We start from the raw sequence: 19,776 nt of genomic DNA, 5'->3' as shown, positions 1-19,776 counted from the left end.
CTGGCACACCGTTATCGCGAGCAAGCTCGCTCCCACAGTGGTTTGGCGTGGGTTTCAGATCAGGTTTTCGTCAGTCGCCGGCACGATCAGGATACCGGCCCGCAAGCCATTCTTGACCTTTGGGTTCGGGAAAATGATCCGGGCTCCCTCCTCTTCGATCACCCAGCGGGTCTGGGCAATGTCCTCGGCCAGCACATAGCCCTTTTCCAGTTCAGAAAAGTTCTCGATATCCGCTGGCAGGTTCAGGCGGAAGCTGTCGCTGTGCTTGATGACCTCCCGCGCCACGCTGAACAGCTGGAGGCCGTCCAGCCCTTCATCCAGTTCAGGCTCGTTGCCTTCGATGATCTGCTTCAGGCGGATTTCCAGGAGGCTGACATCGACGCCTTCGTTCTGTCCGAACGGACGGGCCTTGCCCAGCTCCAGGGTAAAGGACTCCGCACCAAGCTGATCGTAGGTGTAGGCGCTGAACACGATGGATGGCTTGTTCTGCAGCAGCACCGCCTCCATGCCGGCAGCACGCAGGCGCGCCAGTTCACGCCGGGAGTGCTGACGGCCTTCTTTCCATGGATACAGGGCGAATTGCTCGATCTTCGAGCCACGGATGGCCGTGTGCAGATCGTAATGCAAGCGAGCGCGCTCCGGCCGACTGAAGAAACTGGCGGCCAGCCGCTCCAGCTCGCAGGCTCGCAAGGCTTCGGGACCGCCGCTCAACTCATGACGACCATTGAACAGCCGATTGACGTCCTGTTCGACGAAACGCTCACCGCGCCGGATGGCCTCGGGATTGCCGAACAGAAACAGAATGCGGGCCCGCGGCTTTATATCGCCGCGGGCGATATCGTGCAGCAGGCGGTCGAGCAATTCGATCGGGGCGGTTTCGTTGCCATGGATACCGGCCGATAGCAGCAGGTCCAGGCCGTTGTCCCGGGCTTCGGGCGGCTTGACCTCCAGCGCGCCCTCGCTCAACCAGCGCATCCGCACGCCTTCGACAGTCAGTTGAGTCTTCTCCGCCGGTTCACGGCCAGCGAGGGTCAGTTCAAGCAGTTTGCCGAGGGCGAGCATAGCGCGGGTTCCTTAATGGTCGTGGCCGCAATCCGGGCCATGGACATGGTCATCGTCGCCGAGGTCGGCCGGTTCCATTTCCAGTTGCAGGCTGACCAGGTTGGTTGCCAATGGGCGCAGCAGCAGGTTGGCGTACTCCTCATCCCCCTCCTCCACGTCCACGCCGATCAGCAACTGACCGCGGCCATCCTGCTGGATCCACAACTCCTTGCCCTGCCACATCACCGCGACGCGGGTGCAGGAGGTTTGCAGTTGGGTGCCGTCGGTGTCTTCAAGAATCAGTTGCAGGGAATCGCTCATGTCTTTTACGTTCTCGTCCGGGGGTAAGGCCACGCGCCCTGCGTTGACTGTAGTCAGGTCGCGCGCGCTTTCAATTGATCTGGAATGGATAGACCGAGCCCAGTTTAAGGATTTGCGTCAATTCATCCAGTGCCGACCGGCATTCGAGCAGCAATTGCGGATCGGCCAGATCGTTTTCGGTCATGCGGTCGCGGTAATGCCGCTCGACCCACTGGGTCAGCGAATCGTACAACGACGCGGTCATGATAACCCCTGGGTTGACCGCCGCCAGTTCGGTTTCGTTGAGCGCCACGCGCAACCTCAGGCAAGCTGGGCCACCACCGTTCTGCATGCTCTGCTTGAGGTCGAAGACCTTCACTTCGCGGATGATCCCGCCAGAGCTCGTCAGGCCTTGCAGGTATTGCCAGACGCGGGCGTTGCTGCGGCACTCCTCCGGCACGATCAAGAGCATCGAGCCATCGGGACGCGACAGCAGCTGGCTATTGAACAGGTAGGAACGAACCGCATCATCCACGGTGACCGCAGAACGCGGTACGCACACCGATTGAAATTTCCCACCGACCCTGGCGAGCTTGCCACTCAACTCCGCCAGCATGCTTTCGGTCTCGAGGAAGGCGTCCTCGTGATAGAACAGCACTTCGCCGTTACCCACTGCGATCACATCGTTATGGAACACGCCCTGGTCAATCACGGACGGATTCTGCTGGGCATACACCACGCCTTCCTCCCGCAGGCCATGCAGGCGGGCAACGGCGCGGGACGCCTCGAGGGTCTGGCGCGCCGGATACTTCTGTGGCGCCGGATAACGCGCGTCGAAGGCGCTACGACCGAACACGAAGAACTCGACACCGGTCTCGCCGTAGGTCCGGCAGAAACGGGTGTGGTTGGCCGCACCCTCGTCGCCGAACTGCGCCACCGCCGGCAACGCGGCGTGATGAGCGAAGTGCTGCTGATCGGCAAACATCGCCCCCAGCACCCGACTGGTGGTGGGATGCTCGATGCTGCGGTGGTATTTGCAGTTGAGGTTGGCCGCGGTGAAGTGCACACGACCGTCAGCGGTGTCGGCGCTCGGGCTGACGGTGGCGGCGTTGGCCACCCACATGCTGGAGGCCGAGCAACTGGCAACCAGCAACGGCATCGCTTCCTTCGCCGCCTGCTGGATGACCTGGGCATCGCTGCCGGCAAAGCCCAACCGGCGCAGGGCCGCCACGTCGGGGCGCTCCTGCGGCGCCAGCACGCCCTGCTGGAAGCCCATGTCCATCAGCGCTTTCATTTTCGCCAGGCCTTGCAACGCCGCTTCCTTGGGGTTCGAGGATTGCTGGCTGTTGCTCTGGGACGCGACATTGCCGTACGAGAGCCCGCCGTAGTTATGGGTCGGCCCCACTAGACCGTCAAAGTTGACTTCAAAGGATTTCATCAGCGAGGCTCCACGAGAATCTGTTTTTATAGGCATCAAATAACAACTGCGGCGCGGCTATCGCGAGCAAGCTCGCTCCCACAGGGTCTTGCACTGTCCTTGTGGGAGCGAGCTTGCTCGCGATCGAGGTTCACGCCATTCGCACGCCAGGGGTCAGGGCAGCCGGCATGACAAGGCTTGGCGTCTCCAGGGACGCCACTGGATAGGCGCAATAATCGGCCGCGTAATAAGCGCTGGCGCGATGGTTGCCCGAGGCGCCGACACCGCCGAACGGCGCGCTGCTGGCCGCACCGGTCAGTTGCTTGTTCCAGTTGACGATGCCCGCGCGGCTTTGCAGCCAGAACTGCTGGTAGCGCTCCTGGGAATCCGACAGCAGGCCAGCGGCCAGACCATATTGAGTATTGTTGGCCTCGGCGATGGCCGCTGGGAAATCCACGTAGCGAATCACTTGCAGCAACGGCCCGAACAGTTCTTCGTCGGGACGCTCGGCCACCGCGGTCACGTCGAGGATCCCAGGCGTCAGCAGTGCAGCCTGGGGCAATGGCTGGGTCATGGCCAGCAACGGCACGGCCCCAAGACCCAACAGATGGTTCTGGGCATCCATCAATGCTTTCGCCGCGCCCAGGGAAATCACCGAACCCATGAACGGCGCTGGCTGCTGGTCGAATGCCCCCACTTCCAGGGTCGCGCTGACCGCCACCAGGCGCGCCAGCAAGGCATCGCCCCAGGCGCCTTCCGGCACCAACAGACGGCGGGCGCAAGTGCAGCGCTGGCCCGCGGAAATGAATGCCGACTGGATGATGGTGTAGACGGCCGCATCCACGTCGGCCACTTCGTCTACCACCAGCGGATTGTTACCGCCCATTTCCAGGGCCAGGATCTTGTCCGGGCGACCGGAGAACTGTTGATGCAACAGGTTGCCGGTCCGACTGGAGCCGGTGAAGAACAGGCCGTCGATGCCCGGGTTCGCCGCCAGGGCGATGCCGGTTTCCCGGGCGCCTTGCAGCAGATTGAGCACACCCGCCGGCAGACCGGCCTCGACCCAGCACTGGACCGTCAGCTCGGCGACTTTCGGCGTCAGCTCGCTCGGCTTGAACAGTACGCAGTTGCCGGCCAGCAGCGCCGGCACGATATGACCGTTCGGCAAGTGGCCCGGGAAGTTATACGGACCGAACACCGCCACCACGCCGTGGGGCTTGTGGCGCAGCACGGCGGTGGCATCGCCCAGGGGGCCGCTCTTTTCGCCGGTCCGCTCCCGGTAGCTCTGAACCGAGATGGCGACCTTGTTGATCATGCTGGTGACTTCGGTGGCCGCTTCCCACAATGGCTTACCGGTTTCCTCACCGATGCAGCGGGCCAGCTCGTCTGCGCGACGCTTCAGGGCGGCGGCAAAGGCTTCCAGCACCTGGATCCGCTCCTCCAGCGGGCGCCGGGCCCAGTCCGGGAACGCCTGGCGCGCCGCCTGCGCCGCCGACTCCACTTGAGCCGCCGTGGCGCCCTTGCCCGACCACAGCACTTGCTGGGTCACCGGGTTCAATGACTCGAACGCGTCGCCCTGGCCTTCCAGCCAGCTTCCCGCAATGTACAGCGAATTCATTATTTCGACTCCCGAGCAGCAGACAACGCGACGGCGCGAACCTGATCGCCAGCGTTGAGTTGAAGACGTTTGGCGGTCAGCGGATCGACCACCAGGGTCCCCGAGGCGAAACGCGCCGGGGCGGCCGTGATACGGCAATCCAGGCATTTGCGGTTATGGATGAGGAACGGCGTGGCGTCGTCTCCCGGCGTGCCGATCGCCAGGACCAGCGCCTGGCTTTCGCGGATTGCGCGGATCTTGCCGGTTTCGCACTCCACGGCCGGGCCGGCGTCGAAGATATCGACGTAGCCCTGGTAGCTGAACCCTTCGCTCTTGAGCATCGACAACGCAGGCTCGGTGTCCGGATGGACCTGGCCGATGACGGCCCGGGCATCTTCGGACAGGAAGCAGGTGTACAGCGGGAACTTGGGCATCAGTTCGGCGATGAACGCCTTGTTGCCCACGCCGGTCAGGTAATCGGCCTGGCTGAATTCCATCTTGAAGAAATGCCGGCCCAGGCTTTCCCAGAATGGCGAACGCCCGGTTTCATCGGACATGCCTCGCATTTCGGCGATGATCTTGTTGCCGAACAGCTTCGGGAACTCGGCGATGAACAACAACCGGGCCTTGGCCAGCATGCGTCCGTTGAGGCCATTGCGGTAATCGGCGTGCAGGAACAGCGAGCACAGCTCGGAGTTGCCGGTCAGGTCGTTGGCCAGGAACAGCGTCGGGATTTCCCGGTAGATGTTCAACTCCTGGGATGCGCTGACCGTCAGGCCGACGCGGAAGTTGTACCAGGGCTCCCGCAGCCCCACGGCACCGGCGATGGCGGAAATGCCCACCACCCGGCCATCGTCGTCTTCGAGCACGAACAGGTAATCCGCATCGCCACGCCCGGCTTCGCCGCGAAAGGTCTTCTCCGCCCAGCCGACCCGATGGGCCAGGCGCTCTTCATTGGCCGGCAGGGTGGTCAGGCCGGTGCCGGTGCTGCGGGCCAGGGCGATCAGGGCGGGTAAATCGCTGCTGCGTACGGGACGAACGATCATGCTATCTCCTCAAACGGGCTGCTCACGCACCCCGCGAAACTCATTAAACCGCCACCAGGCGCACGCTGGCGCCTTCGCCGACGCCCAGGGCCTCGGCTGCTTCCATGTCCAGGGTCACCGGCTTGCCCGGCGCATAGTCGAGCTCGAGCAACACGGCGCGGTAATCCTGCAACTGGGCGTTGGCCACCAGGTATTGGCGACCGGCTCCCTTGACGGCTTCGCCGATCCTCACCGGCACCACGCGGCTCTGGGCAATCGAGCGAATCCCCGAAACCCGGGCGTGCAGCGTCGGGCCGCCGTCGAAGATGTCGATGTAATGATCGGTCTCGAAGCCTTCGCGCATCAGGATGTCGAAGGTGATCTGCGCACGCGGGTGGACCTGGCCCATGGCCTCCTGCGCCGCGTCCGGCAGCAACGGCACGTAGATCGGGTAATGGGGCATCAGCTCGGCAAGGAAAGTGCGACTTTTCAGCCCGCACAAGCGCTCGGCGGCGGCGTAATTGAGGTCGAAGAAGTTGCGACCGATGGCGTCCCAGAACGGCGAGTCGCCATTTTCATCGCTGTAGCCGACGATCTCGGTCACCACCGAATCGGCGAAGCGCTCCGGATGGCTGGCGACGAACAGCAGGCGTCCACGGGAATTGAGCTCGGCCCAGGGCGACCCCACCAGCTCCGGAATCACGTAGAAACTGGTCAACAGGCTGTTGCCCGTCAGGTCGTGGCACTGGGAAAGGACATGGATCTTGTTATGGATCTTCAACTCACGGGACGCGTGGACGAAGGTCTCGTTGCGAAAGCTGTAGAACGGTTCGGAATAACCGGCCGACGCCACGATGGCCGAACAGCCCGCCAGCTTGCCGGTGGCAGTGTCTTCCAGGACGAAGAAATAGCTTTCCTCGCCGTTGAAGCTGACTTCGGCGGCAAACGAGGCTTCGCTCGCGGCAATCTTGTCGCTCAGGCGTTCCACGTCATCGGGCAGGGAAGTGACACCGATCGGACTGTCCGCAGCCAGACGCTGTACCTCGCCCAGGTCAGCCATTTGCGCGGGGCGCATCACCAGCATGGTGTCACTCCTTAACTTGAAATAAACGGTTCGACCGGGAGGTCGAGATTCGGAAAAAAATACCGGGCTCACTGCCTGCCTGGAGGCCACCACCACACCCTGTGGGCGCGAGCTTGCTCGCGATGGCGGTGGCACATCCAACCTTGACGCAAGCCGAATCACCGCTTTCGCGAGCAGGCTCGCTCCCACAGTAGCCCCGGTTCAATTGAAATGAATCAGGCCTGGGTCAACTTCGCCACGGCCCGTTCGAAACGGTCCAGGCCCGCGTCGATGTCGGCATCTTCCACCACCAGGCTCGGGGCGAAACGGACCACGTCCGGGCCAGCCTGCAGAATCATCAGGCCTTCCTGTTCGGCAGCGTTGAAGATGTCCTTGGCCTTGCCTTTCCAGGCATCGTTCAACACACAGCCGAGCAGCAAGCCGAGGCCACGCACCTGGGTGAAGAGGCCGTACTTCTCGCCGATCTGCTCCAGGCGAGCCTTGAACTTGTGGTGCTTGGCCTTGACGCCGCCCAGCACCTCAGGGGTGTTGACCACATCGATCACCGCCTCGGCCACCGCACATGCCAGTGGGTTGCCGCCGTAGGTGGTGCCATGGGTGCCGACCACCAGGTGCTTGGCCAGCGCCTCGGTGGTGAGCATCGCCGCGATCGGGAAACCACCGCCCAGGCTCTTGGCACTGGTGAGGATGTCCGGGACCACGCCGTAATGCATGTAGGCGAACAGCTCGCCGCTGCGACCCATGCCGGTCTGCACTTCGTCGAATACCAGCAGCGCGTCATGGGCGTCGCACAGGTCGCGAGCGCCTTGCAGATAAGCCACTTCAGCCGGCAATACGCCGCCCTCGCCCTGGATCGGCTCCAGCACCACGGCACAGGTCTTGTCCGAAATGGCTGCCTTCAGCGCTGCCAGGTCGTTGTAGGGCACGTGGGTGATGCCGGCGATCTTGGGACCGAAACCATCGGAGTACTTCGCCTGTCCGCCAACGTTGACGGTGAACAGAGTGCGACCGTGGAAGCTGTTGAGCGCGGCGATGATTTCGTATTTCTCGCTACCGAAACGATCGAACCCGACTCGACGGGCCAGCTTGAAGGCGGCCTCGTTGGCTTCGGCACCGGAGTTGCAGAAGAATGCCCGCTCGGCAAAGGTCGCGTTGACCAGCTTATGGGCCAGGCGCAGCGCCGGCTCGTTGGTAAAAACGTTGGACACGTGCCACAGCTTGTTGGCCTGCTCGGTCAATGCGCCGACCAGCGCGGGATGGGCATGCCCCAGCACATTGACCGCGATGCCGCCGGCGAAATCGATCAACTCGCGACCGGACTGGTCCCACACGCGGGAACCGGCGCCACGCACAGGTATGAAGGCAGCAGGTGCATAGTTGGGGACCATCACCTGGTCGAAATCGGCGCGTTGTACCGCGGCTTGCTCAACGGACATCGGAGTCTCCTGAAGAGGAACACTCGCCTGGAACTGGCGAGTGATGGGGGGATTGTAAGGACAGTTTTCGGCCTGACCTTGTCGCCAAGCGACAACTTCTTATAGCGCCAACCCACGTTTTGCGCGGGTTTACGGCAATGCGACAAATAGCGTCGCAAAGGCGCAGTTTAAACGTTGGCGCAGGCTTTGAGGCAGAGACACTCACATTTCCCTTGCTTGCTGGAATGCCCTCGCCACAGGGTGTCGTGTCAGCCACAGATGCTGTACCAGCCCTGGCCACAGGATGGTGTGCCAGCCCCCAACCACAGATGCTGTAGCAGCTGGTGTGCCAGCCCTAGCCGCGCTCGGAGGGCACCGAAGACAGCTCGAATGGATTGCTGCTGCGCCGCTGGTTACGATCTTCCCGCGGCGTGGCACCGAAGAAGTTGCGATAGGCGCTGGAGAAATGCGGCCCCGAGGAAAAACCGCAGGACAAGCCGATCTGGATGATGGATTTGCTGGTCTGCATCAGCATCTGCCGGGCCTTGTTCAGGCGCAGCTCCAGGTAATACTGACTCGGCACGCGATTGAGGTATTGCTTGAAGATCCGCTCCAGTTGCCGGCGGGATACGCAGACATGCTGGGCGATTTCGTCGGTGGTCAACGGCTCTTCGATATTGGCTTCCATCAGCAGCACGGCCTGGGTGAGCTTCGGATGGCTGGAGCCGAGGCGGTTCTGCAACGGGATGCGCTGACGCTCGCCACCTTCGCGAATACGCTCGACCACCAGTTCTTCCGACACCGCGCCAGAGAGCTCGGCACCGTGATCCCGGGCCAGCACCGCCAGCAACAGGTCGAGCACCGACATGCCGCCACACGCGGTCAGTCGGTCGCGATCCCAGTCGAACAGGTGACTGGTGGCGATGACCTTGGGGAAACGCTCGGAAAAATCGTCCTGCCAGCGCCAATGCACCGCTGCACGATAACCGTCGAGCAGACCCAACTGGGCCAGGGGATAAACGCCAGCGGACAACCCGCCGATCACGCAGCCGGCACGCACCAATTGCTTGAGGGCGCTGCTCAGGTTCGAGGCCAGTGCGGTCGGCGGCTCATCGGCCAGCAGGAAAAGCTTCTGCAGGCCTTCAAGCTTGCCCGCCCAGGGTTCACCCGGCAATTGCCACGTGCCCTCCACCGGCGGCTCGGCCTGCAGGAACGAGAGTTCGTAGGCCACCTCCGGATGCACCCGCTGAGCAACACGCAAGGCCTCCTCCGCCAGCGCCAGCGTCAGGGCTTTAGTGCTGGGCCAAATCAGGAAACCAATTCGATGGGCAGTCATGTCGGGCAATCCGAAGCGAAAACAGTGTTAAAGCCAAAAGCGGCTGCAACCAAATTAGACCATCTGGCACTTGGTGCTCAGCATGACCCAAATCAGCGGCGTAACGGGAGCGATTACTTGAGGCTGCCCGAAAGAAATTGTTGCAGGCGCTCCGATTGCGGGTTGACCAGCACTTCCCGTGGGTTGCCGCTTTCTTCGACGATCCCCTTGTGCAGGAACACCAGCTGGTTCGACACCTCACGGGCGAAACCCATCTCATGGGTCACCACCACCATGGTCCGACCCTCCAGGGCCAGGGCCTGCATCACCTTGAGCACGTCGCCCACCAGTTCCGGGTCGAGGGCCGAGGTCGGCTCGTCGAACAGCATGACTTCCGGCTCCATCGCCAACGCGCGGGCGATCGCCACGCGCTGCTGCTCGCCGCCGGACATGTGGCCCGGATAGGCGTCCTTGCGATGGGCCACGCCGACCTTGTTCAGGTAATGCTCGGCTTTCTCCCGGGCCTCGGCCTTGGGCACGCCCAGCACATGCACGGGTGCCTCGATGATGTTTTCCAGCGCAGTCATATGGGACCACAGGTTGAAATGCTGGAACACCATCGACAACCGCGAACGCATGCGTTGCAGCTGCTTGGGGTCAGCGGCCTTCAAGGCGCCATCCTTGCCAGCTACCAGCTTCAGCTCTTCGTTGTTGAGCAGGATCTTGCCGGCGTGAGGCTGCTCGAGCAGGTTGATGCAACGCAGGAATGTACTCTTGCCGGAGCCACTGGAGCCGATGATGCTGATGACATCCCCGGCGGCGGCCTTCAGGGACACGCCCTTGAGCACTTCGTGACTGCCATAGCGTTTATGCAGGTCTTGGACTTCAAGCTTGTACATGCGGTCGGTTCTCACAAAACGTCAGTCGTTGAGCAGTCGAGCGGGTCGATGCGTTATCAGTGCTTGCGCGGGGCCAGGTAACTCAGCCAGCGACGCTCGGCCAGCTTGAACAGGCGCACCAGGATGAAGGTCAGGCACAGGTAGAAGGCACCGGCCGTGATGTAAGCCTCGAAAGGCAGGTAATACTGGGCGTTCACCGTGCGCGCGGCGCCGGTGATGTCGATCAGGGTCACGATGGACGCCAGGCTGGTGGTCTGCAGCATCATGATCACCTCGTTGCTGTATTGCGGCAGCGCCCGACGCAGGGCCGACGGCAGCAGGATCCGGCGATACAGCTTGTAGCGCGACATGCCCATGGCCTTGGCCGCTTCGATCTCGCCGTTAGGCGTGGCCCGCAGGCTGCCGGCGATGATCTCGGCGGTGTAGGCACTGGTATTGATGGCGAATGCCAGGCATGCACAGAAGGTCGCACTGGACAGCCACGGCCAGAGGAAGCTTTCGCGTACGATCTCGAACTGCGCCAGCCCGTAGTAGATCAGGAACAGCTGCACCAGCATCGGGGTGCCGCGAATCACATAGGTGTAGAGCCAGGCCGTCATATTGACGATGGGCTGCTTGGACACCCGCATCAGCCCCAGGGGCAACGCCGCCAGCAGGCCGAAGAACAACGACAGGGCCAGCAGCTTGAGCGTGGTCAGCAGGCCACTGAAGTACAGCGGCAAGGCATCGAAGATGACGTTGTAGTCGAAGATCATAGATCAGCCGCCCTTACGCCTACCGAGTAGCGCTTCTCGAGGTGACGCAATGCCAGCAACGAGACACTGGTGATCACCAGATACATCGCCGCCACTGCCAGGAAGAAGGTAAAAGGCTCGCGAGTGGCATCCGCCGCCTGCTTGGCCTTGAACATCATGTCTTGCAGGCCCACCACCGAGATCAGTGCGGTAGCCTTGGTCAACACCAGCCAATTGTTGGTGAAGCCCGGAATCGCCAGGCGAATCATCTGCGGCACCAGCACCCGGAAAAACACCTGGACGCCGCTCATGCCATACGCCATGCCCGCCTCGGCCTGGCCCTTGGGAATCGCCATGAACGCACCACGAAAGGTTTCCGACAGGTACGCACCGAAGATGAAGCCCAGGGTGCCGATGCCGGCCGCCAGCGGGTTCAGGTCGATGTAGTCGTCATACCCGAGCAGCGGCGCGACACGGTTGAGCAGATCCTGGCCACCGTAGAAGATCAGCAGGATCAGCACCAGGTCGGGGATACCCCGGATGACCGTGGAATACAGGTCGCCCAGCCAAGCCAGCCAGCGCACCGGCGAGAGCCGCAACGCGACGCCGATCAGCCCCAGGACGATGGCCAGAGCCATGGACGACAAGGCGAGCTGAAGCGTCAACCATGCGCCATCGAGGATGACAGCCCCGTAGCCTTTCAACATGATTCAGGTCCTCGAAAGTGGGATGAAAAAATGGCGCAAACCGCAGGGAGCCTGTTGCTTGCGCCATTTCGCCCGAGTAGCGGGACGGTATTACTTGCCGTAGATGTCGAAGGCGAAGTACTTGTCCTGGATTTGCTTGTACTTGCCATTTTCGCGAATGGCAGCGATCGCGCCATTGATCTTGTCTTTCAGCGCATCACCCTTGCGAACCGCGATGCCGATACCGTCGCCGAAGTATTTCTCGTCGGTGAAGGCCGGGCCCACGAAGGCGAACCCCTTGCCGGCGTCGGTCTTGAGGAAACCGTCATCCAGCAGGGTGGCATCGGCCACGGTACCGTCGAGACGACCTGCGGAAACATCCAGGTAGATCTCGTTCTGCGAGCCGTACGGCTTGATCTCGGCACCCAGCGGGGCCAGGACTTCGCGAGCGAAACGCTCGTGGATCGAGCCGCGCTGCACGCCAATGTTCTTGCCCTTGAGCTCGGCCAGGCTTTCGCTGACCTGGGTACCGGACTTCATCACCAGGCGAGCCGGAGTGTTGTAGTACTTGTTGGTGAAGTCGACGGACTTCTTGCGATCTTCAGTGATGGACATGGAGGACAGGATCGCGTCGATCTTGCGCACCTTCAAGGCGGGAATCAGGCCATCGAACTCCTGCTCGACCCACACACACTTGACCTTCATCTCTTCGCACAGCGCATTGCCGATGTCGTAGTCGAAACCGACGATGCTGCCGTCCGGGGCTTTCGAGGCGAACGGAGGATAAGCCGCCTCGATACCGATCTTCAGCGGTTTCTCATCGGCGAACGACGACAGGGACAGCACGGACAGTGCCAGGGCGCCAAGCAGCACAAGTTTCTTCATCTTGGGACTCCATCGGTAAAGGGCAAAACGGCAGAGTGAGCAACAGCCCAATATGCGAATGGGTAAAACGAACTCAGGTGCTGCGTCCTAGGAAGCCCACGTTTTATTCAACGCAGGCCACGACGAGCGAGTGATCGGCATTCTAACGACAGGTCGGAAGCCGATATTTCTTCAATGCGACAACAAATTACAGAAGCACCGAGAAAGCTGTTTGAGCACATTGACAGCTCCGCAAATTCATGCAAGAGCAAAAGAAGGGGAACCGATCCATGCTGCAAATTGCGGGCCCATTATTGGCAAACCCTTCTAATCCGGCAAGCACAGCGTGTCGCCTTATTTTACAAGACGCCCGAAGCCGCCCTATGACGGGGCTTCACGTTTCACATCGCCCCGTTGTGGCGCCTTTGGTTACACATTTCAAAACACCGGTAACGCTCAGACACCTCCTGCTTCAAACGCCGATATTTATTCATTCGCCGAACCTGTGGCGAGGGAGCTTGCTCCTGCGGGCTGCGAAGCAGCCCCAAAACCAGGCACCGCAGTCACTCGAACACCTGACCTGTGGCGAGGGCGCGCGCCAGCCCCACGAAAAAGCCCCGCTCGGCAAAACCGGGCGGGGCTTTTCGGTGTTACGGATTACCGTCAGGCGACGTTCATGGTCTTGTGGGTCTCGATCAGGTGCGCCACTACGCTCGGATCGGCCAGGGTGGAGATATCACCCAGGCTGTCGTATTCGGCCGTAGCGATCTTGCGCAGGATACGGCGCATGATCTTGCCCGAACGGGTTTTCGGCAGCCCCGGCGCCCACTGAATCACATCCGGCGACGCAATCGGGCCGATCTCCTTGCGCACCCAGTTCTTCAGTTCCAGGCGCAGGGCCTCGCTGGTTTCCTCGCCGGCATTCAGGGTGACGTAGACATAGATGCCCTGCCCCTTGATGTCGTGCGGCACACCGACCACCGCCGCTTCGGCGACTTTCGGGTGGGCGACCATGGCGCTTTCGATCTCGGCGGTGCCCATGCGGTGGCCGGATACGTTGAGCACGTCGTCCACCCGACCGGTGATCCAGTAGTACCCATCCTCATCACGACGCGCACCGTCACCGGTGAAGTACATGCCGCTGAAGGTCTTGAAGTAGGTATCGACGAAACGGTCATGGTCGCCGTACAGCGTCCGCGCCTGGCCTGGCCACGAATCGAGGATCACCAGGTTGCCTTCGGCGGCGCCTTCGATCAGGTTGCCGAGGTTGTCCACCAACGCCGGTACCACGCCGAAGAATGGCCGCGTGGCCGAACCCGGCTTCAAGGCTGTGGCACCTGGCAACGGGCTGATCAGCACGCCACCGGTTTCGGTCTGCCACCAGGTGTCGACGATCGGGCAACGCTCCTTGCCCACGTTCTTGTAGTACCAGTCCCAGGCTTCCGGGTTGATCGGCTCGCCCACCGACCCCAACAGGCGCAGGCTGCTGCCATCGGCACCGTCGACAGCGGCGGTACCCGAAGCCATCATCGCGCGGATGGCGGTCGGCGCGGTGTAGAGGATATTGACCTTGTGCTTGTCGATGACCTGCGCGACGCGGGTGATGTCCGGATAGTTCGGCACGCCTTCGAACAGCAAGGTGGTCGCGCCATTGGCCAGCGGTCCATAGACGATGTAGCTGTGGCCGGTGACCCAGCCGACGTCGGCGGTGCACCAGTAGATCTCGCCCGGCTTGTAGTCGAACACGCGCTCGTGGGTCAGGGCCGCATACAGCAAGTAGCCGGCGGTGGTGTGCTGCACCCCCTTGGGCTTGCCGGTGGAACCGGAGGTATAGAGGATGAACAGCGCCTCTTCGGCACCCATCTCCTTCGGCGCGCAAACGGTACCCGCCACCTTCATCAAGTCTTCGTACCAGATGTCGCGGTGCTGGTTCCACTTGATGTTGCCAGCGGTGCGCTTGCACACGATGACTTTCTGGATGCTGCTGGTTTCCGGGTTGGTCAGCGCATCGTCGACGTTGGCCTTGAGGGGGATCTTCTTGCCGGCACGAATGCCTTCGTCGGCAGTGATCACCACTTTGGACCTGCAGTCGATGATCCGGCCGGCCAGCGCCTCGGGGGAGAAGCCACCGAATACCACCGAGTGGATCGCGCCGATCCGGGCACAGGCCAGCATGGCGACCACGGCCTCGGGAATCATCGGCATGTAGATCGTCACTACGTCGCCGCGGTGCACGTCCTGGCCACGCAGGGCGTTGGCGAACTTGCACACTTCTTCATGCAGCTCGCGATAAGTGATCTTGCGGCTCTCGGCAGGGTCGTCGCCCTCCCAGATGATCGCCACCTGGTCACCGCGCTCGGCCAGATGGCGGTCGAGGCAGTTGTAGGACACGTTCAGGGTGCCATCGGCGAACCACTTGATGTCGACGTGGTGATCGTCGAAGGATGTCTGCTTCACCGTGGTGAACGGCTTGATCCAGTCGAGGCGCTTGGCCTGCTCGCGCCAGAAACCATCCGGGTTGACCACCGACTGCTGGTACATGGCCTTGTAGGTCGCCTCGTCAGTCAGCGTACTGGCCGCTACCTCGGGACGAACGGGATACAGGGAAGCCGCACTCATCTTTCTTACCTCGGTGACAATAGTTGTTTTTGTATGGGTCCGTTGTAGCTCGGCGCGGGCCTATGGAACCATTCGACGATGGTAGTAACAAGTCCCTACAAAGTGTCGGTAATCCCTCCCGAGGCCCGTTTTCAGAGCACTTCCCTATGACAACGGGCGTGCTCGCCACAGCGTCGGTGATCCAGACCATTGGCCGCAGACAGCGCCCCGTTCCCGGCGATTATTACCAAATCAACCAAAAGTGTTTATCAAAACCCGGTCTGTTTGCGTCCGGCCCGGCTCCCTAGAATCCATCTCGCCAACCGGCAAACACGATTAACGCAACACAGCCCCCACGAAGGCCGTTAATCCAACTTCCAAACCCAGCTCCACACGCAACCCCAAAAAGGTTGCGTGAACCCACTCGACCTCAAGAAAGGTGAATCAGATGAAAGCTCTATGGGTCCTGGTCCTCGGCAGTCTTTGCGCCAGCGCAATGGCAGACGAGGTCCCGACCGATGTCGCACAGCAACAACCGGCCATCGAGGAGTACACCTACTCCACCCACCTGGACATCGCCAAAGTCATTTACATGAGCGAGATTCCGAACGTCTGCGAAGTGGTCCCGGCGAAGATGGAATACGAAGATTCGAAGGGCCAGCTCCACATCCTTCGCTACAGCATCATGGGCAACGGTTGCTCCAACGGCTGACCGACGTGTGAACGAACCAGGAGCAACCACCATGAAAAGCAAACTGTTCTGCGCCTTGACCCTGTCCGTACTGGCCAGCCATGGCTTCGCCGCCGACGGCTTCGATCACACCGGTTCCGCCGTCGCTATCGATCGCTACAACCTCTCGAACAGCGCCACGGTCGCCACCAATGCCAACGACCACACCGCTTCGACGAGCGTCGCTGCCGATGGCAGCGACCGCACCGATTCGGCGCGCATCGATTGATCATTATTGGCAGTTTCCAAGGCCCGACTCCGGTCGGGCCGGGTTGTGTCTGGGACCGTCGAAAACCCTCAACAAACACAACATGTAGTGCAAAACCGCAAAAATAGATCGTTTTTTGATCAAAACCTCTCGCCATTCGACCCATGCAAAAAAAATCTTCAGTGGTCCTTTCCTGACGCAAGCCTTGTAAACTCTCGCTCCGACGCGGATATGCCACCCCGCCACCTCCTCCGTGGGCGATTTCGCCGCACCACGTAGGCAAAAAAGTCCTTATAATGCCGCCTTAAACGGGCCTGCAATATTCCCTTACAGGGGATCAAGCCAGCCTGAAGCCTACGCAAAGGCACATTGCCTCTTCGCGTTCACAGCCGCTTCGGCATGACCCGTACATTTTTCTGTTTATTGCCTGCGTCAGCTGCTGCAACAAACGATTTTCCAAGATCCAACGCGGCCAGTAGGCCTTCACCGGGCATCTGGCCCTCACGCAGGAGACGACACGTCATGCTGAGCTGGGACGAATTCGACAAAGAAGACGGCGAAGTTGCTGTAAAAAGCACCAACGCCGGCCACGCTTCTGAAGCCAACATGGACCGCCTCGACAGTGCCGGCGGTGCCGCCGCACTGGAAGCGCGCGCCGTGACGGCCAGCGACTCGGCGGCGATCATTCGCGCCAAGGCCGCCCTCGACAAACTCGACATCGCCGAAGGCCTCGCCGAACTCGAAGGCGCCTCCGCCCGCGTCGCCGTCGATGAAAAGCGCATGATCAACTGCCGCGCCGACCTCAACCAGCTCGTGCCTTTCAAGTACGACTGGGCCTGGCAGAAGTACCTGGACGGTTGCGCAAACCACTGGATGCCGCAAGAAGTCAACATGACCGCCGACATCGCCCTCTGGAAAAACCCGGAAGGCCTGACCGACGACGAACGCCGCATCGTGATGCGCAACCTGGGCTTCTTCTCCACCGCCGACTCCCTGGTGGCCAACAACCTGGTCCTGGCCGTGTATCGCCTGATCACCAACCCGGAATGCCGCCAGTACATCCTGCGCCAGGCGTTCGAAGAGGCGATCCACACCCACGCCTACCAGTACTGCATCGAATCGCTGGCCATGGATGAAGGCGAGATCTTCAACATGTACCACGAGATCCCATCGGTGGCGAAAAAAGCCGCCTGGGGCCTGAAATACACCCGCTCCATCTCCGACCCGACGTTCCAGACCGGCACCCCGGAAACCGACAAGGAGCTGCTGCGCAACCTGATCGCCTACTACTGCGTCCTGGAAGGCATCTTCTTCTACTGCGGCTTCACCCAGATCCTCTCCATGGGCCGGCGCAACAAAATGACCGGCGTCGCCGAGCAGTTCCAATACATCCTGCGCGACGAATCCATGCACCTGAACTTCGGCATCGACGTGATCAACCAGATCAAGATCGAAAACCCGCACCTGTGGGATGCCGAGATGAAGGAAGAAGCGACCCAGATGATCCTGCAGGGTACGCAGCTGGAGATCGAATACGCCCGCGACACCATGCCTCGCGGCGTGTTGGGCATGAACGCGGCGATGATGGAAGACTATCTGAAGTTCATCGCCAACCGTCGCCTGTCGCAGATTGGTCTGAAAGAAGAGTATCCAGGCACGACTAACCCGTTCCCTTGGATGAGCGAGATCATGGACTTGAAGAAAGAGAAGAATTTCTTTGAGACTCGGGTGATTGAATACCAAACCGGCGGCGCGCTTAGCTGGGACTGAGTTCTCTCACGACAAAACAAAGGGCTGCCATTAGGCAGCCCTTTTTCATTGGATCAGAAAGCACCGTTGGATGTAGGCGCGTTAAGGACTTCTTGCACCTGGCATCGGGATTGCCCCGCAAGCCAGCGAAAGCACAGTCTCTCGCCACAGGTTGCCAGGCGAGTCGGGGGACACCGGCTTACTGCCGTGTTTGCAAAACAATCAGTGCATCTCACCCCACCACTCGCTATTAATATCCTTTTGTTCTCAAGGACCCGAGCCCGTCATGAAATTCGACCTCGCCTACTGCCTCAGCCTCGACGACAAGTTGTCGATCTATGACGTGCGCGATTTGAATTTCGACGAGACCATGGACTTCGACTCCGCCAAGGAGCATTTCCAGTGCCCCAACGATGTTTGTCGAATAGCGTTCGACGCGACGAATGTATTGGGGACATTCAATGCCAAGAACGTGAACTACGTACGCACGCCGCACTTCAAGAACATCCCCAGTACGCGGCATATCGAGGGTTGCCCCTATGCCAGTCTAAAGACCCCGGCGTCTGGCCTGGAGGCGGATGGTGAGGAATCGGATGACGCTCGGGAAGAACATTTTCCTTCGGAGCTATTGCTGGCTCGGCGCGAGTATGTGCGCAAGCCGTCCAGCCCGACGGTGACGACCGATGGAATACTCGAAGAACGCGCGCCTTCCCTCGCCAGTCATGGCGAGCACCCGGGCCGTGGTTCGGCACCGGACAGGACCCATGTCTTCGCTCATCCGGTGGAGTGTTTCGTATCGAACTTCGCGGACAAGGCGTTGCTCAAGCGCATGCCCCTGAAGATCGGCGAGCATACGGCACCCTACGCCTCGTTCTTCAAGAAGATCGAGTACCTGCTGGACAACAGGGGATTGATCTACTGGGGCAGGATCAAGGAGATCAAGGACTACACGCAGAGTTTTCGCATCGACTTCGAACAGAAGGTCTGGTTCAAGCAACCGGATGAGACAAAGAAGAAGCCTTACTCGGTCAATGTCTACCTGAGCAAGAAACTGATCGACAACTACCGCAAGCGCAAAGCGTTCCTGGAAGAAATCAAGCACGCCGTGGACAGTGACGCGCCGTTGTACTGCTTCTTTTATGGGGTGACGCCGGAGTTGAAACAGGTGCCGAGCAAGCAAAACCCCGACCAGACGTTCGGAGTATTCAGCGCCAATATCGAGAACCTGGATCACTTCATCATCCGGGAAGCACCGGGGCTGGCCGACCAATAACCCCCTACCCCGACAACATTGCGCCCATCACCACCATCAGCAGCCCGACATATACCCGCGCATGCAGTCGATCCGGTATCCGCCCGACCCATGGCATTGCCAGGCGGATGCCCAGTACCGCACCGAGCGTGAGTACAGCGAACGCCAGCAGGTCCACATATCCGACGAACCACGGCCCGAGGTCAGCTCCGGTGAGGCCGGCCAAAGCCATGTAGGTAACGGTACCAGCCAAAGCGACAGGCAAGCTCAGTGGATTTGCCATCGATGTAGCCTGGGACATGCTCAAGCCACACCGGCGAAGCAGCGGCACAGTCATGACACTGCCACCGACACCCAGGAACGTGGCGATGATTCCGACAGCAGTACCTCCCAACGTCGTCTCCAGTGTCGACAGGGAGCGAGGGACGACGTCGCTCTGGCGTGTAAGAAAACCTCGCCGTAGCAAGCAATCCAGAATGGTCAGGGCCAGGTAGGCGCTGAAGACGTAGCGAATGATTTCGCCGCTCATCCAGGTGGCAGTCATCGCACCGAGGGCCGCGCCCAGGGCGATGAAGGCACCGAACGGCCACAGGTAATGAGCAAGCAACTGACCGGCGCGCTGGTGTTTTCGGGTCGCGACCAGAGCGTTGACGATCATGACGCAGGTGGAGGTCGCCACGGCGATGTGCATCGCCGACTCACCGATGGCGTCATTAGCGTGACGTGCCATCAGCCAGCGGTAGATCAGCGGTACGACGACAAAGCCGCCGCCAAACCCGAACAGCACGGCGGTCACGCCGCTCAGGCAGCCGAAACAGGCGAGCAATAGGTAGGACATCAGAGAAATCCACTGCCGGAGAAA

At 61.0% G+C, this 19,776-nt stretch carries 18 protein-coding genes; 4 read left to right on the top strand and 14 right to left on the bottom strand.

Annotated features, from left to right (window positions below; genetic code table 11):
• Positions 1–54: 54 nt before the first annotated feature.
• From astE to acs, 13 genes are all read right to left on the bottom strand, one after another.
• Complete coding sequence (gene astE, locus BW992_RS13845; protein WP_072394878.1) at positions 55–1,062, bottom strand: succinylglutamate desuccinylase; 1,008 nt, start codon at positions 1,060–1,062, stop codon at positions 55–57.
• A 12-nt stretch (positions 1,063–1,074) separates the two neighbouring features.
• Positions 1,075–1,362: a hypothetical protein gene (locus BW992_RS13840; protein ID WP_053147236.1), complete on the bottom strand. Its 288-nt coding sequence runs from the start codon at positions 1,360–1,362 to the stop codon at positions 1,075–1,077.
• Positions 1,363–1,432: 70 nt separating this feature from the next.
• Entirely contained in the window at positions 1,433–2,779 is a 1,347-nt protein-coding gene (gene astB / locus BW992_RS13835; RefSeq protein WP_072394880.1) for an N-succinylarginine dihydrolase, read from the bottom strand.
• Positions 2,780–2,909: 130 nt separating this feature from the next.
• Positions 2,910–4,379 carry a succinylglutamate-semialdehyde dehydrogenase gene (astD, locus tag BW992_RS13830; protein ID WP_165887866.1) on the bottom strand — a complete coding sequence of 490 codons (1,470 nt, stop codon included), beginning with the start codon at positions 4,377–4,379 and terminating at the stop codon, positions 2,910–2,912.
• Entirely contained in the window at positions 4,376–5,401 is a 1,026-nt protein-coding gene (gene astA, locus BW992_RS13825) for an arginine N-succinyltransferase (protein WP_072394884.1), read from the bottom strand. Before astA ends, astD begins: the two co-directional genes overlap by 4 nt.
• Before the next feature lie 43 nt (positions 5,402–5,444).
• Positions 5,445–6,464, bottom strand: a complete 1,020-nt coding sequence (gene aruF, locus BW992_RS13820) for an arginine/ornithine succinyltransferase subunit alpha (protein WP_072394886.1) — start codon at positions 6,462–6,464, stop codon at positions 5,445–5,447.
• A gap of 215 nt (positions 6,465–6,679) precedes the next feature.
• On the bottom strand, positions 6,680–7,900 hold the full coding sequence (locus tag BW992_RS13815) for an aspartate aminotransferase family protein (RefSeq protein ID WP_072394888.1): 1,221 nt from the start codon (positions 7,898–7,900) through the stop codon (positions 6,680–6,682).
• Between the two features lie 334 nt (positions 7,901–8,234).
• On the bottom strand, positions 8,235–9,215 hold the full coding sequence (locus BW992_RS13810) for a GlxA family transcriptional regulator (RefSeq protein WP_072394890.1): 981 nt from the start codon (positions 9,213–9,215) through the stop codon (positions 8,235–8,237).
• 113 nt (positions 9,216–9,328) lie between these two features.
• Positions 9,329–10,093 carry an ABC transporter ATP-binding protein gene (locus BW992_RS13805; RefSeq protein ID WP_072394892.1) on the bottom strand — a complete coding sequence of 255 codons (765 nt, stop codon included), beginning with the start codon at positions 10,091–10,093 and terminating at the stop codon, positions 9,329–9,331.
• A 56-nt stretch (positions 10,094–10,149) separates the two neighbouring features.
• The gene (locus tag BW992_RS13800) at positions 10,150–10,848 is read right to left on the bottom strand and encodes an ABC transporter permease (protein ID WP_072394894.1); all 699 of its coding nucleotides are present in this window, start codon (positions 10,846–10,848) and stop codon (positions 10,150–10,152) included.
• Positions 10,845–11,534 carry an ABC transporter permease gene (locus BW992_RS13795; RefSeq protein ID WP_072394896.1) on the bottom strand — a complete coding sequence of 230 codons (690 nt, stop codon included), beginning with the start codon at positions 11,532–11,534 and terminating at the stop codon, positions 10,845–10,847. The genes BW992_RS13800 and BW992_RS13795 overlap by 4 nt, the downstream gene beginning before the upstream one ends.
• Positions 11,535–11,624: 90 nt before the next feature.
• Complete coding sequence (locus BW992_RS13790; protein ID WP_072394898.1) at positions 11,625–12,398, bottom strand: ABC transporter substrate-binding protein; 774 nt, start codon at positions 12,396–12,398, stop codon at positions 11,625–11,627.
• Between the two features lie 642 nt (positions 12,399–13,040).
• Complete coding sequence (gene acs / locus BW992_RS13785; protein ID WP_072394900.1) at positions 13,041–14,996, bottom strand: acetate--CoA ligase; 1,956 nt, start codon at positions 14,994–14,996, stop codon at positions 13,041–13,043.
• A gap of 427 nt (positions 14,997–15,423) precedes the next feature.
• On the opposite strand from acs, the gene BW992_RS13780 reads away from it, so the two are divergent.
• From BW992_RS13780 to BW992_RS13765, 4 genes are all read left to right on the top strand, one after another.
• The gene (locus BW992_RS13780) at positions 15,424–15,687 is read left to right on the top strand and encodes a DUF2790 domain-containing protein (RefSeq protein ID WP_072394902.1); all 264 of its coding nucleotides are present in this window, start codon (positions 15,424–15,426) and stop codon (positions 15,685–15,687) included.
• 31 nt (positions 15,688–15,718) lie between these two features.
• On the top strand, positions 15,719–15,934 hold the full coding sequence (locus BW992_RS13775) for a hypothetical protein (RefSeq protein WP_072394904.1): 216 nt from the start codon (positions 15,719–15,721) through the stop codon (positions 15,932–15,934).
• 501 nt (positions 15,935–16,435) lie between these two features.
• Positions 16,436–17,683: a ribonucleotide-diphosphate reductase subunit beta gene (locus BW992_RS13770; protein ID WP_072394906.1), complete on the top strand. Its 1,248-nt coding sequence runs from the start codon at positions 16,436–16,438 to the stop codon at positions 17,681–17,683.
• A gap of 265 nt (positions 17,684–17,948) precedes the next feature.
• On the top strand, positions 17,949–18,935 hold the full coding sequence (locus BW992_RS13765; protein ID WP_076406419.1) for a hypothetical protein: 987 nt from the start codon (positions 17,949–17,951) through the stop codon (positions 18,933–18,935).
• 4 nt (positions 18,936–18,939) lie between these two features.
• On the opposite strand, the gene BW992_RS13760 is transcribed toward BW992_RS13765, so the two are convergent.
• Complete coding sequence (locus BW992_RS13760) at positions 18,940–19,752, bottom strand: sulfite exporter TauE/SafE family protein (RefSeq protein ID WP_072394911.1); 813 nt, start codon at positions 19,750–19,752, stop codon at positions 18,940–18,942.
• Between the last annotated feature and the right edge of the window lie 24 nt (positions 19,753–19,776).

It is taken from the genome of Pseudomonas sp. 7SR1 (assembly GCF_900156465.1).
Lineage (GTDB): Bacteria > Pseudomonadota > Gammaproteobacteria > Pseudomonadales > Pseudomonadaceae > Aquipseudomonas.
Note: the sequence above shows the minus strand (reverse complement) of the source record. Positions and strands in the feature narration are given on the sequence as shown.

What these genes read in the sequence shown, in the direction of transcription:
- BW992_RS13775 (WP_072394904.1), top strand. Translation starts at nt 15,719, where the DNA reads ATGAAAAGCAAACTGTTCTGCGCCTTGACCCTGTCCGTACTGGCCAGC.
- acs (WP_072394900.1), bottom strand. Translation starts at nt 14,996, where the DNA reads ATGAGTGCGGCTTCCCTGTATCCCGTTCGTCCCGAGGTAGCGGCCAGT.
- BW992_RS13810 (WP_072394890.1), bottom strand. Translation starts at nt 9,215, where the DNA reads ATGACTGCCCATCGAATTGGTTTCCTGATTTGGCCCAGCACTAAAGCC.
- aruF (WP_072394886.1), bottom strand. Translation starts at nt 6,464, where the DNA reads ATGCTGGTGATGCGCCCCGCGCAAATGGCTGACCTGGGCGAGGTACAG.
- BW992_RS13790 (WP_072394898.1), bottom strand. Translation starts at nt 12,398, where the DNA reads ATGAAGAAACTTGTGCTGCTTGGCGCCCTGGCACTGTCCGTGCTGTCC.
- BW992_RS13765 (WP_076406419.1), top strand. Translation starts at nt 17,949, where the DNA reads ATGAAATTCGACCTCGCCTACTGCCTCAGCCTCGACGACAAGTTGTCG.
- astA (WP_072394884.1), bottom strand. Translation starts at nt 5,401, where the DNA reads ATGATCGTTCGTCCCGTACGCAGCAGCGATTTACCCGCCCTGATCGCC.
- BW992_RS13770 (WP_072394906.1), top strand. Translation starts at nt 16,436, where the DNA reads ATGCTGAGCTGGGACGAATTCGACAAAGAAGACGGCGAAGTTGCTGTA.
- BW992_RS13805 (WP_072394892.1), bottom strand. Translation starts at nt 10,093, where the DNA reads ATGTACAAGCTTGAAGTCCAAGACCTGCATAAACGCTATGGCAGTCAC.
- BW992_RS13800 (WP_072394894.1), bottom strand. Translation starts at nt 10,848, where the DNA reads ATGATCTTCGACTACAACGTCATCTTCGATGCCTTGCCGCTGTACTTC.
- BW992_RS13795 (WP_072394896.1), bottom strand. Translation starts at nt 11,534, where the DNA reads ATGTTGAAAGGCTACGGGGCTGTCATCCTCGATGGCGCATGGTTGACG.
- BW992_RS13760 (WP_072394911.1), bottom strand. Translation starts at nt 19,752, where the DNA reads ATGTCCTACCTATTGCTCGCCTGTTTCGGCTGCCTGAGCGGCGTGACC.
- astE (WP_072394878.1), bottom strand. Translation starts at nt 1,062, where the DNA reads ATGCTCGCCCTCGGCAAACTGCTTGAACTGACCCTCGCTGGCCGTGAA.
- BW992_RS13780 (WP_072394902.1), top strand. Translation starts at nt 15,424, where the DNA reads ATGAAAGCTCTATGGGTCCTGGTCCTCGGCAGTCTTTGCGCCAGCGCA.
- astB (WP_072394880.1), bottom strand. Translation starts at nt 2,779, where the DNA reads ATGAAATCCTTTGAAGTCAACTTTGACGGTCTAGTGGGGCCGACCCAT.
- BW992_RS13840 (WP_053147236.1), bottom strand. Translation starts at nt 1,362, where the DNA reads ATGAGCGATTCCCTGCAACTGATTCTTGAAGACACCGACGGCACCCAA.
- BW992_RS13815 (WP_072394888.1), bottom strand. Translation starts at nt 7,900, where the DNA reads ATGTCCGTTGAGCAAGCCGCGGTACAACGCGCCGATTTCGACCAGGTG.